This is a genomic window from Streptomyces tremellae (assembly GCF_039540215.1).
GTDB lineage: Bacteria > Actinomycetota > Actinomycetes > Streptomycetales > Streptomycetaceae > Streptomyces > Streptomyces tremellae.
Window position 1 is genome coordinate 1 of record NZ_BAABEP010000092.1, and the last position, 16,949, is coordinate 16,949.

11 protein-coding genes, 1 tRNA gene, 1 other RNA gene and 1 pseudogene are annotated in these 16,949 nt (G+C 69.7%); 7 read left to right on the forward strand and 7 right to left on the reverse strand.

Annotated features, from left to right (window positions below):
• A partial coding sequence (locus ABEA77_RS32035) for a DNA polymerase III subunit gamma and tau (RefSeq protein WP_345655402.1) occupies positions 1-1,523 on the reverse strand: 1,523 nt, incomplete at its 3' end.
• Positions 1,524-1,548: 25 nt separating this feature from the next.
• An RNA gene (gene ffs / locus ABEA77_RS32040) (signal recognition particle sRNA small type) lies at positions 1,549-1,643 on the reverse strand.
• Positions 1,644-1,716: 73 nt separating this feature from the next.
• Between ffs and ABEA77_RS32045 the strand changes: the two genes are divergently transcribed.
• From ABEA77_RS32045 to ABEA77_RS32060, 4 genes and pseudogenes are all read left to right on the forward strand, one after another.
• A tRNA-Ser gene (locus ABEA77_RS32045) sits at positions 1,717-1,801 on the forward strand.
• Positions 1,802-2,188: 387 nt separating this feature from the next.
• Entirely contained in the window at positions 2,189-2,992 is an 804-nt protein-coding gene (locus ABEA77_RS32050; RefSeq protein WP_345655404.1) for a hypothetical protein, read from the forward strand.
• Positions 2,989-4,272 carry a 7-cyano-7-deazaguanine synthase gene (locus ABEA77_RS32055; protein ID WP_345655405.1) on the forward strand — a complete coding sequence of 428 codons (1,284 nt, stop codon included), beginning with the start codon at positions 2,989-2,991 and terminating at the stop codon, positions 4,270-4,272. Before ABEA77_RS32050 ends, ABEA77_RS32055 begins: the two co-directional genes overlap by 4 nt.
• A gap of 225 nt (positions 4,273-4,497) precedes the next feature.
• Positions 4,498-5,697, forward strand: a pseudogene (locus ABEA77_RS32060) (IS3 family transposase).
• Between the two features lie 131 nt (positions 5,698-5,828).
• Here the strand turns inward: ABEA77_RS32060 and ABEA77_RS32065 are convergent.
• Positions 5,829-7,496: an Eco57I restriction-modification methylase domain-containing protein gene (locus tag ABEA77_RS32065; RefSeq protein ID WP_345655407.1), complete on the reverse strand. Its 1,668-nt coding sequence runs from the start codon at positions 7,494-7,496 to the stop codon at positions 5,829-5,831.
• A gap of 54 nt (positions 7,497-7,550) precedes the next feature.
• Here ABEA77_RS32065 and ABEA77_RS32070 point away from each other — a divergent pair, with 54 nt between their 5' ends.
• Complete coding sequence (locus ABEA77_RS32070) at positions 7,551-8,807, forward strand: phospholipase D-like domain-containing protein (RefSeq protein ID WP_345655409.1); 1,257 nt, start codon at positions 7,551-7,553, stop codon at positions 8,805-8,807.
• A gap of 264 nt (positions 8,808-9,071) precedes the next feature.
• Here the strand turns inward: ABEA77_RS32070 and ABEA77_RS32075 are convergent, their stop codons facing one another.
• Both ABEA77_RS32075 and ABEA77_RS32080 read right to left on the reverse strand, forming a co-directional pair.
• Entirely contained in the window at positions 9,072-9,737 is a 666-nt protein-coding gene (locus tag ABEA77_RS32075) for a LysE family translocator (RefSeq protein WP_345655411.1), read from the reverse strand.
• A 105-nt stretch (positions 9,738-9,842) separates the two neighbouring features.
• Complete coding sequence (locus tag ABEA77_RS32080) at positions 9,843-10,430, reverse strand: snapalysin family zinc-dependent metalloprotease (RefSeq protein WP_345655413.1); 588 nt, start codon at positions 10,428-10,430, stop codon at positions 9,843-9,845.
• Positions 10,431-10,814: 384 nt separating this feature from the next.
• Between ABEA77_RS32080 and ABEA77_RS32085 the strand changes: the two genes are divergently transcribed.
• Positions 10,815-11,972: a metallophosphoesterase gene (locus ABEA77_RS32085; protein WP_345655421.1), complete on the forward strand. Its 1,158-nt coding sequence runs from the start codon at positions 10,815-10,817 to the stop codon at positions 11,970-11,972.
• Positions 11,973-12,080: 108 nt separating this feature from the next.
• Here ABEA77_RS32085 and ABEA77_RS32090 read toward each other — a convergent pair whose 3' ends face one another.
• Together ABEA77_RS32090 and ABEA77_RS32095 are read right to left on the reverse strand one after the other, a co-directional pair.
• Positions 12,081-13,079, reverse strand: a complete 999-nt coding sequence (locus ABEA77_RS32090) for a LysR family transcriptional regulator (RefSeq protein ID WP_345655415.1) — start codon at positions 13,077-13,079, stop codon at positions 12,081-12,083.
• A gap of 135 nt (positions 13,080-13,214) precedes the next feature.
• Positions 13,215-13,625, reverse strand: coding sequence for a Fur family transcriptional regulator (locus ABEA77_RS32095; RefSeq protein ID WP_345655417.1), 411 nt, complete (start codon positions 13,623-13,625; stop codon positions 13,215-13,217).
• Positions 13,626-14,283: 658 nt separating this feature from the next.
• Between ABEA77_RS32095 and katG the strand changes: the two genes are divergently transcribed.
• A complete protein-coding gene (katG, locus tag ABEA77_RS32100) occupies positions 14,284-16,539 on the forward strand; it encodes a catalase/peroxidase HPI (protein ID WP_345655419.1) in 2,256 nt (751 codons plus the stop codon).
• Positions 16,540-16,949: the final 410 nt, after the last annotated feature.

Below are 16,949 nucleotides of genomic sequence, written 5' to 3' on the forward strand. Positions count from 1 at the left end.
AATGACGCCTGTCGCCCGTGTGTTGCGCGGCCCGGGGACCGACGCCCGCCTCCACCGTCGCCCGCGGCGGGCGGGCCCGCGGCAGGCGGCTGGCCCGAAGGCGGCGAGGCCTGCGGCGGCTGCGGCGGCTGCGGCGGCTGCGGCCTGAACTGCTCAGCGGGTGCCTGCGGTGGCTGCTGCGGTGCCTGCGCGCCCTGCACGGGCGGCGCGTCCGCCGACCGCCCCACCGGCCGGCCCGCGGCGGGCCCTGGCCCGTGCGCCTGAGACGGCGACGGTACGTACTCGACAGGCGGCGGCCCCGCGATCCCGGTCGCGCCCGCGCCTGGCGCGGCGAACTCCCCCGGCGCCAACGCCGCACCCGCGGCGGCACCGCGCTCCAGCCGCTCGATGCGCGCCCGCAGGGACCGCTCGTCGTCGAAGGCTGCGGGCAGCAGCACGCGCGCGCAGATCAGCTCCAGTTGGAGGCGCGGCGAGGTGGCGCCCCGCATCTCCGTCAGCCCCGTATTGACGAGGTCGGCGGCACGGGACAGCTCGGCCGCGCCGAAGACGGCCGCCTGCGCCTGCATCCGCTCCACCACGTCGGCGGGGGCATCGATCAGCCCCTTCTCCGCGGCGTCCGGCACGGCGGCGAGGATCACCAGGTCGCGCAGGCGCTCCAGCAGGTCCGCGACGAAGCGGCGCGGGTCGTTGCCGCCCTCGATCACCCGGTCCACCACCTCGAACGCGGCGGCGCCGTCCCCCGCGGCGAAGGCGTCCACGACGGAGTCGAGCAGGGAACCGTCCGTGTAGCCCAGCAGGCCGGTGGCCATGGCGTACGTCACACCGTCTTCGGCGGCGCCGGCGAGCAGCTGGTCCATCACGGACATCGAGTCACGGACGGACCCCGCTCCCGCCCGCACCACCAACGGCAGGACGCCGTCGGCGACGGGGATGCCCTCCTGCCCGCACACCTGACCCAGGTAGTCGCGCAGCGTGCCGGGCGGGACCAGCCGGAAGGGGTAGTGATGGGTCCTGGACCGGATCGTGCCGATGACCTTCTCGGGCTCGGTGGTCGCGAAGATGAACTTCAGGTGCTCCGGGGGCTCCTCGACCACCTTCAGCAGGGCGTTGAACCCCGCAGAGGTGACCATGTGCGCCTCGTCGATGATGTAGATCTTGTAGCGGCTTCCCGCGGGCCCGAAGAACGCCTTCTCCCGCAGGTCACGGGCATCGTCCACGCCACCGTGCGAAGCGGCGTCGATCTCGATGACGTCGATCGAACCCGGCCCGTTGCGCGCCAGGTCGCGGCAGGACTGGCACTCGCCACAGGGGGTCGGCGTCGGGCCCTGCTCACAGTTGAGGCAGCGCGCGAGGATGCGCGCACTGGTGGTCTTGCCGCATCCCCGCGGACCGCTGAACAGGTACGCATGGTTCACACGGTTGTTCCGCAGGGCCTGCTGAAGAGGGTCGGTGACATGCTCCTGCCCGATGACCTCGGCAAAGGTCTCGGGGCGGTAGCGGCGGTACAGCGCAAGCGACGACACACCTACGACGATATCCGCCCGCTACGACAACGCCCCCCACGCACCCGCCAGAGCCGACCTACCCTTGCTGCCTTCCGGCCCTGGGGGAGTTCAGTCAGATAGCGCCACGTGAGGGGCTCCGCACACAGTACCTGATCGGACGCCCCTCCAACGAGTTCGCGAGCACTCCCCCCGGTCTTGTATGGTTCGTCGCGGAGGATTCGCCTAGAGGCCTAGGGCGCACGCTTGGAAAGCGTGTTGGGGGCAACCCCTCACGAGTTCGAATCTCGTATCCTCCGCTCATGCTCTCACCGGGCATAACGTCGTTGGGCCCCCTCGTTCGCGAGGGGGCCCAACGACGTTCGTAGTTGCAGTTTCAGTTGGCCGGATCGGCCCGGTGCAGGACCAGGCAGCGCCGAGGGGCGAGCCGAAAACGTCGATCCTGGCGATCGTGCCGCTGGCGGCTCGATCGGTCGCTACGAGCGCCAGCGGCCACGGATTGGCTGGGCTCTCAGCCCGTGGCCGTCTCCATGACGCGATCGAAAACGCCGGGCGGCAACAGAACAGCACCCAAGATGACCGCGTGGAACCGACCGGCGCGAGTGGCCGAGTCGCGATCTATCTGTGCACCTGCCTTCCTGCTCCCATAGCAAGGGGACACCCTTCGAGCCGAGGGAGTGATTGACATGGGCACATCCACGCGCTGGGAGGGGCCGGGAGGCCGGTCAGGTGGCATGGCTGCGCAGTGGACCCGCGTCAGCAACCGAATGTCCAGATGGAACGGCAGCAGGCCACAGGCCGAGCAACGACTCGATGAGATCTTCGACGACCACCTCGATGTGCTGCGTCGGACCATACGCGAAGACCAGTCGGCCTTCGGTCTCGTGAACGCAGCCACGGAGGCCGGCTACCGCCTCGCCGACGCGATGGCCACGCTGGTCGACGAGGGGCCCGACATTGTGGAGGACCCAGAGGCGTTCCTGGCCCGTTTCACCAACGAGGTGGGAGGGCGAGGCGGCACGCTGACCGATGCTGCGATACGACGGGCCGCGGCAGACACCGCCGAGCGGCTGCTGGAACGGCAGCAGGCGGAATCGGGCGGAGGAGCATCCGCGGGTGGTGGTCTCGCCGGGGATCTGCTGTGCCTCCTCTACCAGTGGTTCTTCGCGAACATCGTGAGCGAGTTCCTGCACTCGGTCATTGCCGAGAAGGTCAAGCTCGTCGCCCCGGTCCTGCCTGTCCTCGACCCCGGCGATCACATCGCCGACTGGGTCGCCGACAAGGTTCTCTCACTGGTGCCGAACCCCTGCGAAGAGGCGGCTGAACTCGTCGAGAAGGCCAAGTCTGTGGTGTCGGACATCGAGGATCCGGTCGGGTCCCTGCCGGAGATCGCCCGAAGCCTGGTCCCGGGCACAGTGGGCAAGGTGCTGGGCCTGGTTGTCGAGAACATACCGGGATTCCAAGAAGGCGACGAGGAGGAATCCGCATGACGGCCTATCGCCGCTTCTTCTGGCGCGAGTCCGACGAGGCGGAACCACCCACCGGATGGCAGCCTCTGGGCGACGGCAACTACTGGGAGTCGGAGCACCGCGCACCGCAGGGACTGGCCCTACTTGCCCCTCCCCCACCCTGGGCGGACGACCTGCAACGGATCGGCCGTGCGGTATTCGCAGCAGACAAGCACGCGCGGCGTGACGCGACCTTCGATCGCTGGACTCGCCACGTCCGGCTCTCCGTGCCGGTCGCCGCGCACGAGCGCTGGCAGGCCGCGCGTCCGCTCCTCAGCTCGCTGCTGCAAACCCTGACCGGCGACCACTGGCAGGTGGAATTCCGTGGCTCCCGCCCAGCCACCGATATGTCGCTCACCTTCGATCCGGCCTCCCGCGCCGGAGAGGTCGCCCTGTTCTCCGGGGGCCTGGACTCACTGAGTTGGGCAGCTCAACGCGCCACGGCTCACACGTCCGAAAGTCTGCTGCTTATCACCTTCGGCGAACAGAACTTCCCACGCCTTCAGGACTCCGTGTACGCCAGCATCTACCGGCGCCGCAACCGCCCGGTCCGCCGTATAATCCTGAGCCAGAACGTCCGCTTCCAGGGCAAGAGGCAGGGGGATTTCGAGCGCACCACTCGCTCTCGTGGCTTCCTCTACGCGGTCGGCGCTGTCCGCGCAGCGGCGGCCGAGGGCGCCCCCGTCGCCCACATCCCCGAGAACGGCCAGCTCTCCATCAACCCGCCACTGTCCCCCGCCCGTGCCGCTGCCTGCTCCACACGCTCGGTCCACCCCTGGGCCCTGCATCTGCTGAACCGGCTGATCGCGGCCGTCGCCGACGGCCCCGTCGTAGAGCTCCAGAACCCACTCGCCCGCCTCACCAAGCGCCAGGTCTGCCACGCCGCGCTCGATGCCGGCCTCACCCCTGCCAACCTCGCCGCCACCCTGAGCTGCGGCGTCCCTCCGACGCAACGCACCAACGGCTCCCGCTACGACAACTGCGGCCTTTGTTACCCCTGCCTCGTACGCCGCGCGGGACTGCTCGGGGTGGACGACACGCAGTACGACTCCGCCCCCTGGGATCCCCATCTCACCAATGACCAAGCGGTGCACTGGCGCGCCCTGCTGAGCTGGCTCAACACTCCCTACACCCTCCGAGACCTCATCGCCGACACCCCGCTCCCCCCAGGCACGGATCCGCGGACCACGCTGGCCGTCATCACGAGAGGGCGCGAGGAACTGTCCGAGTTGCAGCACGTCGAGACCAGGGCCCGAGCCTGATGCGACGGCATGGTCTTCACGACGACCACGATGTCGGCCCGGACAGCCGTGATGTCCGGGCCGACGTCGTTCCAGGAGCTGCAGTTGGCCCGATCGGCCCTCCGGAGGCTGCTGATCGGGTCGGGCCCAGAGCAGTCCGCCGACCTTGGCGGCTGTGGGGGCTTGTCCTCCGGATCTTGGACACTCGAGACACTTGGATCTTGAGTCCAGGAGAATGGATGCCCCGTGGTCGTGAAGCACTATCCGCCGAAGTTCAAGGCGGACGCGGTCGCGTTGTGCGAGTCGCGGCCGGGAGCGACGATCAGGTCGGTCGCCGCTGGTCTGGGGGTCAACCCGGAGACACTGCGCATTTGGGTCCGGGCAGCCGGCGCGAGTCGGCCCCGGGGGGCGTCGGGCGGAGGCAGCGAGCGGGCCGCCCACGCCGCTGGAGGCGGAGAACGCCGCCCTGCGCAAGAAGGTCCGCGAGCTTGAGGAGGAACGCGAGATCCTGCGGAAGGCGGCGAAGTATTTCGCCGGGGAGGCGCGCTGGTGAACCGCTTCCAGTTCGCCGCCGACCACCAGCGCCGATACGGCGTCAGGGGCTGTGCACCATGCTGGGCATCGCCCGCTCCAGCTTCTACTACTGGCGCCGCACAGCTCGGGACCGGGCCGCCCGGCAGACGGCCGACGCCCCAGCTCGCCGCCCGAATACGGGCCGTGCACCTCGAATCGGACGGCACCTACGGTGTCCCCAGGATCACCGCCGAACTCCGCGAGGAGGGCGAGCGCGTCAACCACAAGCAGACCGCGCGCGTCATGCGGAGCATCGGCCTGACGGACGTGCGCCTGCGCCGCAGGCACCGCACCACGATCGCGGACCCTGCCGCCGCGAAGGCCCCGGACCTGATCGGCCGCGACTTCACCGCGAGTGAAACGAAGACGAAGTACGCAGGAGACATCACCTGTCTCCAGCTGGACGGCGGGAAATGTCTCTACCCGGCCACCGTGAACGACCTCGCCTCACGCCGCCTGGCCGGATGAGCGATCGCGGATCACATGCGCACTGATCTCGTCACCGACGCGCTCGCCGCCGAGCGGACCCGCGGCAGCCTCGCCGGGGCGGTCATGCACACCGACCACGGAGCCCAATACACCAGCCAGGCATTCGCTGACGCCTGCCTCAAGGCCGGCGTCCGCCAGTCCACGAGCGCGATCGGCTCCAGCGCGGACAACGCGCTCGCCGAGTCCTTCAACGCGGCCTTGAAACGCGAGACGCGCCAAGGCCGAAAGCACTGGTCCAGCGAGCGCGAGGCCCACCTCGACGCCTTCCGCTGGCTGCACCGCTACAACACCCGACGCCGGCACTCCCGCCCCGGACAGCACAGCCCGATCGCCCACGAAGCAGCATCCCGAACAACATCAACTACGCCGGCAACAACCACATAACCCGCGCCCAGGATTCGGGGTCAAAGCCCATGACGCACCTGGTCGGGATCCTGGAGCAGTTGGGCCACTTCCCGCTGTTGTTCGGTCAGCCCACGGAGTCCCGCCACATAGGACACAGTCTCAGTATCCTGTCAGTCGTAGAACTTCGAATGGGTGCGCTGCAGCCGACGATCCATCAACGTGTGTCGTGCATCGCTCAAGGCGCTCATCGTCTGTGCGTCGAGCGCTGGGACAAGTCGAGTGAGCGCCTCGTCGGTGGCTTCAATCAGAGCCTCTGGATCATCAGAAGTGCGGGAGACCTCATCGAGCTTCGCCAACTCCGAAGTCGCGCCGGGGACGATCGGAACCTGCAGCGCGTTGACCTCGCTGGGCACGAGCTCGAGAACGCCGCCGCCAAAGCTTCGCCCCTCGACCTCCGCAGAGAGCATCGTGAGCGAATTGTGAAACACTGCCGTGAAGTCGTCGGCTGTGATCGGCGCTCCGGCGAGGATCTGTCCCTTGTAAATGGTGTCAGTCGTCACGACCTTCGCATGGTTGGAGATCACGCGCGGATAGCGGTTGGAGCGCTTGGACAGCAACAGGCCGCCAGCAGGCACAACCGGGACTCTGTACCAGGGCACACGTACGCGGCATTTGAATCGTTGGGCGATCTTCAGACGAACGCCCTCGTCAAGGTACTGCTGCGCCAACTCATGGTCCTCCGGAGAGGATTTGGTCGCTGCAAAACTCAGGAGCCAAGCAGGCTGACCGGCCTCGGCCAGAGCTTGTTGCTCCTCGCCAGTGAAGATCAGCCCCTCAGCGTGGCGCGATCGCGGCAAGAGCGGGATCGCCCACTCCTCAAGGTCGTACGCCTTGACCTGTGCGGAATTGACGCAAAAGTAGCCATTCGCGCCTGTCACGGTCGAGACGCTGAACCGTGCGACGCTACTGAGACGCTTCACCTCTGAGATCGACTGGACGGCAGCCAGGGCGTCGTTCTGATCAGGCAACAGCAGGTAGTTAGTCCAGGTGCCTGCAGCAGGACTAACTACGTGAGACCAGGATCGGGTGTCTCCGTTGTGGTCGTAAAACCGGATGGTCGAAGGAGTTGTGGCTCCCTTTGACGCACGGCCGCTGAGGATCAGGACCTCCTGCAGGACCGAGGGGAATGAGCCCGGCTCGAAGAGATCGACGGTGAGGTCAGTCGTGTTGGCCAGAAGCCAGTTTCGAACAGCGCCCGCCGAGATGCCGGTCAGGAACTCGGTCGGGAGGATGACGGAAAAGACACCGCCGTCACGCAGCTTCGAGAGTGACAGAAGGAAGACAGGAATCCAGAGGTTTGACACAGAAGTCCCCGCCGTGCCCAGCCCGGAGCTGATCTCCTTGGCACGTTGCTTGTCTTCGTCTGAGATGAACTGGAATCGCACATAGGGTGGATTGGCCAGTACCCAGTCAAATTCTGGACCTCGTCCCTGCGACCACTGGAGCACATTCTGGTTGACCACGCGCCCCTGAAGGCCAGTCGAATCCAATGCGTCAGCCGCCTTTGCAGCCTCCTCGGCGAAGATCTCCACGGCTTCGATCTTCTGAATGCGGCGAGCGATGTCGTTGCGCCCGATCCCTCGGAGGAAGGCGCCGTCTCCAGCGGACGGCTCAAGCACTCGGAGATCCGACCGGCCGTCGAGCAGTTCGGCGGACCGACGGATACAGAGCTCGACGAGGACATCAGGTGAGTAAAACCCCCCACGCAGCTTGTCGTCGCTCACTTCATCTCGCGTCCGCATCGAACCCACTTTCGCTTCAGTTGCTGAAGTGATCACTGTACCCCACCCATCTCCGCGTCGCGCAGTACCACTTGTGGGATCCTCAACGCCATGAGACTTCGCTTCGCCGGCCAGCCCTTCGCCAACCAGCCGAACCTGGTCGACTTCATCGAGCACGCGCGGGATGGCGGATTCGACGAGCTCAAGATCGCAGTGGCCTGGGCCAAGCGGTCAGGCCTCGGGCGAGTCTGGGACGTGCTCGAAGAGTTCCGGGCCCAGGGCGGCAAGGTGCTGTTGATCCTGGGGGTCAGCGAGGGCGGTGCCACCAGAGAGGGTCTGGAGCTGGCCCTCCAGGTCGCCGATGAGGGCTACGTCTTCCATGACCCGCGACGAACCTTCCACCCCAAGGTCTACTTCGCCTGCTCTTCGGGTCAGCGCTCACTGCTCGTCGGGTCGAGCAACTTGACGGCTGGCGGGCTCAGCTGGAACTACGAAGCTTCAATGTGGGTGGACTGGGACACCGGCGAAGGCGAGGACGTTACGAGTGAGGTTTCGGCGTGGTTCGACGGCCTCATCGCCGAGAGGGAGTCATGCAGTCCTCTGACGGCGGACCTCGTCGAAAATTTGGAGAGAAGCGGGGACATCACTATCGGTTCCGAGTCCCGAGCACGGCGCACGCAGAAGAGAAAGTCGGACACGCCGGAAGATAACGACAGCGCGATTGTGGCGACAGTCAGCGGCCTGTTCAAACCAGTGCTGGCAGGTTTGAGGAAGCTACCGGGCCTGAGCCCCAAGATCACCTCGGTGGCATCTGCTCCCGGCGCCGAGGTCGCCGAGAAGCCCACGCCCAAGGCGACGGGGGCATCCGTGACGTCGACGACGGCGAACAAGCCAGCACTGGTGGGACCCGCCCCTTTCCCGACAGCAGACGTTCAGCGGCGTTGGTTCAAGCGTCTCGACAACACAGCAGCTCAGCAGGTGAAGTCCGCGGCGAGCAATCCAACCGGCAATCTTCGACTAAGCCAGGAGGAGGCTTCCATAAACCACAAACACTACTTCCGCAACGACTTCTTCGGAGGCCTGCCATGGGCGCCGACCGAGGGCAAGGAAACAGAGCAGGAGGTCGTCGTCGGGTTCCGCACGTGGATCGACGGCACGGATTACGGAATCAAAGAGCTCAGGCTCAGTCACGACCCCAAAAGGATTTCTGGGCAAGGAAACGTGCCTACAGTTCTCCATTGGGGGTCCCTGGCATCAGAGATGCGGGAGACCAACTATGTCGGTCTGTACATCAGCCTCGAACGCACGACCGGCGGCGAGTACAATTTGGTGATCTCGCAGGATCCTCGCGGGGACTACCAGATCTGATGAGTCTGTAGACCGGGCATCGGGAAACCCCGGTGCTCGCACCCAGCCTGGTGCAGGAGCCCGCAGACTTCTGTCCTCCAGCACGGGGTGCAGAGGACTGCAGTTGGGGTTGCATTCGTGGTCGTGCAACGGAGTCCGAAGCAGGTAGAGGCCGTTATTGCACCACAGTTCAGGACGCTGACGAAGCCACCGGGGGTGCGGTAAGCGCAGGATGCCTGCAACCGGATCGGCGTAGCCCCGGGCCCCGGCGTCCGGGCTCGTGATTCAGTTCTGGCGGAGGCCTTCCAGCGCGATGGTGGCGCCGAGGCCCGTGATCGCGCCGGCTCCCACGCGGTTGACGGTCCGCACGCGGCCGCGGGCGCCGAGGAACCAGGATCGTGCGCTGCCCGCGAGGAGCGCCCAGGCGCTGTCGGAGAGGAGTCCGATCAGCAGCGGTACGAGGGCGAGGACCAGCATCTGCCCGATCAGCGGCGTCGTGCTCCGCGGTGCGACGAACTGGGGCAGTATCGCGGCGAAGAGGATGTAGACCTTGGGGTTGCTGACGCCGACGAGGATCCCGGGCAGGAAGGCGCGGCGGAGGGTCGGCCTGTGGTCGCCGGCTCCTTCGGCTTCGCCGGTTTCGTCAGCGGACATCGTGTGCTTTCCAGCGGTGCGCCAGCCGCGTATCCCCAGCCAGATGAGGTACGCGGCGCCGGCGTAGCGGATCGCCGCCAGCACGAGGTCGGACCGCTGGATGAACGGTCCGAGCCCCAGCGTGATGGCGGTCGCCGCCCCGGCGCAGCCGAGCGTGTTGCCGGCCACGCTCGCCAGCGCCCGGCCGTAGCCGCCGGACAGGGCGCGACCGATGACGAACAGGACACTCGGTCCCGGGATGACGATGAGCAGCGCCGTGGCAGCGGTGATGCCGAGAAGCTGCGATCCCTCGACCAAGGTCCTGTCCTCTCACCGGGTGTCCCGTTCGTGTCGGCCCCCCCCCTGGCCGGGGTGGGTGGTCGCGCGGGAGGACCGCCGTCGGGCCTGGTTTCGGGGTGTTCGTCAGGGGGCGGGCGCGAGGGCGGGCGCGGCGTCGATGACGGTGCGGCGGTGCTGAGCGGGCGCCGCGGCGGTGGTGTCGGCGTAGTTGCGGTCCACCTGGGCGGCCTCGGCGGTGTCCGGTTTGGCGTTGGTGCAGGACGTGCCGGGGCCGTGGCCCGACATCAACTCCGAGCAGGGGCCGGTGTAGTCGTCGGGCAGGCCGAGGATGTGGCCTGTCTCGTGGGCCGCGACACGGGTCATGTCGTAGCCCTCGTCGACCGCTTCCTGGCCCAGCTGGACCTGGCCCGTCCTGCCGCCGGGGACGATCGGGCCGAGCGTCGTCTGGGGCCAGCCGGTGGTCGCCACGTAGACGAAGTCGGCCGAGCCGGCCGAACTCGCGGGCGCGAGGCGTACGTTGTGCTCTGCCGCGTTCCAGTTCTTCGCGCCCTGCGCGATCGCGTCCGCCCACTGGGGCGCGCGACTCGCGTCGTAGGTGAGAGTGACCACCGCCGCGTGCGGCTCCGGCGCCGGGTGCGCCGAAGCCGCACCGGTCGTGACACCCAGCGTGGCCGTGACCAGTACCGCCACTGCCGCTACTCGCCTGATCATGGGGGTGGTTCCCCTTCCTGACGTCGGTTGCCTGCGGGCAACCAGGGCATCACGTCGTCGGTGGGTGCCACAAGTACGCGGGAGGGTGAGGGAGTTGGGGGAGGGTGGTGGTTGAGTGGGGGACGGGTGGCGGAGGATGGGGCTGAGGTGGGACGTACGGACCAGAGGGACGGCGGCAGGGTGGCGGACATGGACACGGACAGCGAATCCGTTCGGGCGGGGTCGGAGACCGGCGCGGAGGCCAGGGCGGAGACCGACGCGGAGGCCGGTTCTGGCAGCGGGGAGTCGGGGGGTGCGGCGGGCCCGGAAGGCGGAGGCGGCCTGCGGCGCGCGCGGGCTCTGCGCCGGTGGCTGGGCGGGGGCGCGGTGGTGCTCGTGCTCGCGATGCTGTTCGTCCTGCCGTGGTGGACGCTGTTCGGTTCCGGGGCGGGATGGCCGGTCCCGGTCTTCGTCGCCGGCACGGTCGTCTTCGCCGCCTGGCTGGTCGCCTTCCCCTTCCTGATGGCGGCGGGCCATGTGCGGGGGCGGTCCGACCGGGCGGCCCGCGTCGCGGACAGCACCCTCGGGGTGGTCTGGGTGCTGTTCACCTGGTCGGTGCTCGGCGGGCTCGCGCACCTCGTGCTGATCGGGCTCGGCGCCGGCGGCGCCGGGACGGCGAGGGGTGTCGCCGTGGCCGTCGCCGCGGTCGGCGTGGGGCTGCTGGCGTGGGGGCATTACGAGGCGATGCGCGTGCCCCGGGTACGGCGTCTCGACGTCCGCGTCCCGCGGCTCGGCGGCGGCCTCGACGGCACCCGGGTCGTGGTACTGGCCGACACCCACTACGGGCCGATCGACCGGGCCCGCTGGTCGCAGCGGGTCGCGGAGGCCGTCAACGCCCTCGACGCCGACATCGTGATCCACGCCGGGGACATCGCCGACGGCACGCCCGCCCAGCGCCGGGAGCAGTCGGCGCCGCTCGGGACGGTCAGGTCGCGGCTCGCGAAGGTGTGCGTCACGGGGAACCACGAGTACTTCAGCGAGGCGCAGGGCTGGCTCGACCGCATGGCGGAACTGGGCTGGGAGCCGCTGCACAATCGCCACGTCGTGGTGGAGCGCGGCGGTGACACGCTCGTACTGGCCGGCGTCGACGACCTGACCGCGGAGTCCTCCGGCCTGGCCGGGCACCGGGCCAACCTGCTCGACGCGCTGGCGGGGGCGGACCCCGAGCGGCCGGTCCTGCTCGTCGCCCACCAGCCCAAGTACGTCGACCAGGCCGCCGCTGCCGGGGTGGACCTCCAGGTCTCCGGGCACACGCACGGCGGCCAGATCTGGCCGTTCCACTACCTCGTCCGCGTCGACCAGCCCGTGGTGCAGGGCCTGAGCCGGCACGGCGAGCGCACACAGCTCTACACCAGTCGCGGCACCGGCTTCTGGGGCCCGCCCTTCCGGGTCTTCGCCCCGAGCGAGATCACACTGCTCACCCTGCGGCCGGGCAGTGGACATGACACGTCCGAGGGCGCGGGGGCCGTCGACGGGCCGGCACAGCGGCCTCAGGGCTCCTGACGCCGCCCGGGTCGAGCCGGACGACAGCGGCGTACCGGACCCGTACGGCCTGCGCGGCGGACGAGAAGGGGCCCGATCTGATCTCGGGCACACGCCCGCGGCACCGGCTCAGCGTCGGTGCGGGTCGTCCCGGGGCAGCCAGGCGTCGGGGTGGGTGAGATCCGGGGGACGGGCCGCGGCGGTGAGGGCGTCGGCGGTGGCCAGGACGGCGGGGCGGTCCTCGGTCCTGCGCAGGACGAGGGACCAGGTCCAGTACGGCTCGGGGGCGGCGAGGGGCCGGCGTACGAGGTCAGGGGGGAGGGGGTCGTCCTGTCCCTTGGGCGAGTTGACGAGGGGGCGCGGACTGCGGCGCACGTGGTCGAAGAAGGCGGGGCCGGTGATGCCGCCGTCGTGGACGCGTACCTCGCGGGCGCCCGTCTCCCCGGCCAGGTGCCGCGCGTAGGAGTTCCAGGCCGACCAGGAGGTGGTGTCGTCGTCGACGAGGACCGCGGCGTCGGCGGTCCGCACCTCGCCGGAACCGGAACCGGAGCCGGAACCGGAGGAGTGGGGGGAGCCGGAGGCGGAAGGGGAGGAGGAACCGGAGGGGGTGGGGGAGGCTGCGGGCGAGACCGCGTAGAGGCGGTCGGCGCCGAGGAGGCGGGCGGTGAGGCCGTACCGCTCCAGGTCGTCCGTGCCGACCCGGCACACGGCCAGGTCGAGGCTGCCGTCGCCGACGCGCGCTGCCTGGGTGTGCGAGGGCGCGGTCCAGGTGTCGACGTGGAGGCGGGCCACGGCCGCCGTGCGCTCGCGCACGTCCGGGGGGAGCCAGTTCACCCGGCCGAGGCGCACGGGCTCGGAGCCGGCGAGCCGGGCGGCCCGGTGGCGCAGGTCGTCGGCCTGCGCCAGCAGGGACCTCGCGTACGGGAGGAGGTACGCGCCCGCCCCGGTGAGGGCCACCGAGCGGCGGTCGCGGTCGAAGAGGCGGACGCCGAGGTCGCGTTCGAGCGCCTTGATCTGCTGGGAGAGGGAGGGGCCTGCGATCAGCAGCCGCTCGGCGGCCCGGCCGAAGTTGAGTTCCTCGGCGACCGTGACGAAGTACCGCAGCCGGCGCAGTTCCACGCCCGTCATGCTAGGGCGCGTCCGGCGGGTACCGCCTGGTCGGGGGCGTCACGCCGCCGGCTCATGAGGCGCGGGAGGCGCCGCGCTCCGCCGGTGGTCCGGCCCCCTGGCGGGGCACGACCCAGGGGCCGCGCCCCTGCGGGCCTACCCGCAGTCCGGGCACAGTCCCCGGTAGGTGACCTCCGCCTCGGAGACCGCGAAGCCGAAGCGCTCCGACGGCGGCAGGTCGGCGAGCGGGTTGCCCGTGGGGTGGACATCGCGGACCGTGCCGCAGTTGGAGCAGATCAGGTGCTGGTGCGGATGGTGCGCGTTGGGGTCGTACCGCTTGGCGCGGCCGTCGGTTGAGACCTCGATGACCTCGCCGAGGGAGACCATCTCGCCCAGCGTGTTGTAGACCGTCGCGCGGGAGATCTCGGGGAGCCGCTCCGCCGCGCGCGCGTGCACCTCGTCGGCGGTCAGGTGCACGTGGTCGCCGTCGAGGACCTGCGCGACGACCCGCCGCTGCGACGTCAACCGCCAGCCGCGCCCGCGCAGCCGCTCCAGCAGGTCACTCATGTCGGTTCACCTATTCAGGTTCGTGGGATACCCGAAGTTTACCAGCGGACGTCCGGAATCCGATCAGATATGCGTTTGGTGTACTTCTTGACTTGGACTCCGTCCATCGTAGGATCAGGTCCTGCAAGAGCCAAGAGGCAGGAAGACTTCAGTACGGCAGGAGACAGCGACGTGAGGGCATCACCGCCGAGCAATCGCGCGGTGCCCGGTCCGCGGATGGCCACCGCCCGCGCGTCGCGCCGCCCGCCGCCAGGGACGGCCACCACCCCGGCGCCGAAGCCGTCGCCGCAGGGGCGCGCGGCCGGCCGTGCCGCGCCCGGCGCCCCGCCGTGCGCCCGCCGTACGGCGCCGTCGCCAGGCGCCCTCACGGCGGCACCCCGTGCCGGCCGACCGGCACGGGCCCCCGGCAGCGGTACGGCACCTGCCGTGCAGGCAGCGCGTCACACCGCCCGGCCTCGTACGACGGTCCAGGACCGCCCTCGCCCCGCCACGGGGCGGAGGCCGACACCCGGGCCGGGACGGCGAGCGGGACCGGGAGGCGCAGGGGCCCGCGCCCCGGCGCTCCCGCCGCCGTCCACCGCAAGAGCACCCGCATCCCCGCAGTCCCCCAGCACCGTGTCCCCGAGCACCGTGATCCGCCAGGCCCGGAAGGATTCCCATGTCTGAGTCAGAGCTCTCCGAGAACCACGAAGCGATCGTCACCGATCCGAAAACCGACGGCACGGACGGCGTCGGCGGCTGCCCGGTCGCGCACACGAGCGTCCCGCACCCCACCCAGGGCGACGGCAACCGCGAGTGGTGGCCGCACCGCCTCAACCTGAAGATCCTCGCCAAGAACCCCGCGGTGGCCAACCCGCTCGGTGAGGACTTCGACTACGCTGCCGCGTTCAACTCCCTCGACCTGCCCGCCGTGAAGCGGGACATCGAGGAGGTCCTGACCACGTCGCAGGACTGGTGGCCCGCTGACTTCGGCCACTACGGGCCGTTCATCATCCGCATGGCCTGGCACAGCGCCGGCACGTACCGCATCAGCGACGGCCGCGGCGGCGCCGGTGCGGGCCAGCAGCGCTTCGCGCCCCTCAACAGCTGGCCGGACAACGCCAACCTGGACAAGGCGCGCCGCCTGCTGTGGCCGGTGAAGAAGAAGTACGGCCAGAGCCTGTCCTGGGCCGACCTGCTGATCCTCGCGGGCAACGTGGCCCTGGAGAGCATGGGCTTCGAGACCTTCGGCTACGCCGGCGGCCGCGAGGACGTCTGGGAGCCCGAGGACGACGTCTACTGGGGCCCCGAGAAGACCTGGCTCGGCGACGAGCGCTACAGCGGCGACCGCGAGCTCGAGGAGCCCCTCGGCGCCGTGCAGATGGGCCTCATCTACGTCAACCCCGAGGGCCCCAACGGCAACCCGGACCCGCTGGCCGCGGCGCGCGACATCCGCGAGACGTTCCGCCGGATGGCGATGAACGACGAGGAGACCGTGGCCCTGATCGCCGGCGGCCACACCTTCGGCAAGACCCACGGCGCGGGCCCGGCCGACGCCGTGGGCCCCGACCCGGAGGCCTCCCCGCTGGAGCAGCAGGGCCTCGGCTGGCGCAACACGTACGGCACCGGCAAGGGCGCCGACACCATCACCTCCGGCCTTGAGGTGACCTGGACCAGCACGCCCACGCAGTGGAGCAACGGCTTCTTCGACAACCTCTTCGGCTACGAGTGGGAGCTCACCAAGAGCCCCGCGGGCGCCAACCAGTGGAAGCCGAAGGACGGCGCGGGCGAGGGCACGGTCCCGCACGCCCACGACTCCTCGAAGAAGATCGCCCCCTCGATGCTCACGACCGACCTGGCGCTGCGCGTCGACCCGGCGTACGAGCAGATCTCGCGGCGCTTCCACCAGAACCCGCAGGAGTTCGCCGACGCGTTCGCCCGCGCCTGGTTCAAGCTGACCCACCGCGACATGGGCCCGGTCGCCCGCTACCTCGGCCCCGAGGTCCCCAGCGAGACCCTGGTGTGGCAGGACCCGCTGCCCGAGGTCACGCACGAGCTCGTCGGCGCCGCGGACATCGCCTCCCTCAAGAGCAAGATCCTCGCGTCGGGCCTCTCGGTGTCCCAGCTGGTGTCCACCGCGTGGGCGTCCGCGGCGTCGTTCCGCGGCAGCGACAAGCGCGGCGGCGCCAACGGCGCCCGTATCCGCCTCGAACCGCAGCGCGGCTGGGAGGTCAACAACCCGGAGCAGCTCCCGGCGGTGCTGCGCGGCCTCGAAGCCATCCAGGAGGAGTTCAACTCCGCGCAGACCGGCGGCAAGCGCGTCTCGCTCGCCGACCTGATCGTGCTCGCGGGCGGTGCCGGCGTCGAGCAGGCCGCCAAGAAGGCCGGCTTCGACATCGAGGTGCCCTTCACGCCGGGCCGGGTGGACGCCACGCAGGAGCAGACCGACACAGAGTCGTTCGCCGCGCTCGAGCCGACCTCGGACGGGTTCCGCAACTACGTGGGCAAGGGCAACCGCCTCCCCGCCGAGTACCTGCTCCTCGACCGGGCGAACCTGCTCACGCTGAGCGCCCCCGAGATGACGGTCCTCGTCGGCGGTCTGCGGGTGCTCGGCGCCAACTACCAGCAGTCGAAGACGGGCGTCCTCACGGACACCCCCGAGTCGCTCACCAACGACTTCTTCGTCAACCTGCTGGACCTGGGCGTCAACTGGACGCCCACGACCAAGGAGTCGCACACCTTCGAGGGCCGCGACGCGTCCACGGGCGAGCTGAAGTGGACCGGCAGCCGTGCCGACCTGGTCTTCGGCTCCAACTCCGAGCTGCGCGCCCTCGCGGAGGTCTACGCGAGCGACGACGCCAAGGAGAAGTTCGTGAAGGACTTCGTCGCCGCCTGGCACAAGGTCATGGAGCTGGACAGGTTCGACCTGGTCTGATCCACCCCGCCCACTGGAGCCGCCCCGGTACGCACGTACCGGGGCGGCTCCGGCGTTTCCCGCGGCCGTTCACGACGGCCGTGCGTACCCACCCCGGTCGGCCGTACACGCTCCCCGGTCGGCCGTACGGACTCCACCGGGCAGCCGCGCGCGACTCCCCGCGGTCGGCCCTACGCACCCCCCGGTCGGCCCTACGCACTCCCCCGGAGGCCCCCGCGCCCCGCCGCCCCACGGGGGGCGAAAGCGGACGTGCCCGTTCTCTTGACAGTGGTTCGACCCGGGTCGATTCTCCTGAGAGCGCTCTCAACTCCCCTGTGCTCGGCAACTCACGCCCACCCGGGCGCAGTTGTTATGCACCCCCCATTACCTTCTTGGTGGCCCCGCAATGGGGCGCCCGGCCTTCGGAGTTG

Excerpts from the sequence above, each read along its gene's own strand:
- ABEA77_RS32050 (WP_345655404.1), top strand. The coding sequence starts at position 2,189 with ATGGGCACATCCACGCGCTGGGAGGGGCCGGGAGGCCGGTCAGGTGGC.
- ABEA77_RS32055 (WP_345655405.1), top strand. The coding sequence starts at position 2,989 with ATGACGGCCTATCGCCGCTTCTTCTGGCGCGAGTCCGACGAGGCGGAA.
- ABEA77_RS32070 (WP_345655409.1), top strand. The coding sequence starts at position 7,551 with ATGAGACTTCGCTTCGCCGGCCAGCCCTTCGCCAACCAGCCGAACCTG.
- ABEA77_RS32080 (WP_345655413.1), bottom strand. The coding sequence starts at position 10,430 with ATGATCAGGCGAGTAGCGGCAGTGGCGGTACTGGTCACGGCCACGCTG.
- ABEA77_RS32085 (WP_345655421.1), top strand. The coding sequence starts at position 10,815 with ATGCTGTTCGTCCTGCCGTGGTGGACGCTGTTCGGTTCCGGGGCGGGA.
- ABEA77_RS32090 (WP_345655415.1), bottom strand. The coding sequence starts at position 13,079 with ATGACGGGCGTGGAACTGCGCCGGCTGCGGTACTTCGTCACGGTCGCC.
- ABEA77_RS32095 (WP_345655417.1), bottom strand. The coding sequence starts at position 13,625 with ATGAGTGACCTGCTGGAGCGGCTGCGCGGGCGCGGCTGGCGGTTGACG.
- katG (WP_345655419.1), top strand. The coding sequence starts at position 14,284 with ATGTCTGAGTCAGAGCTCTCCGAGAACCACGAAGCGATCGTCACCGAT.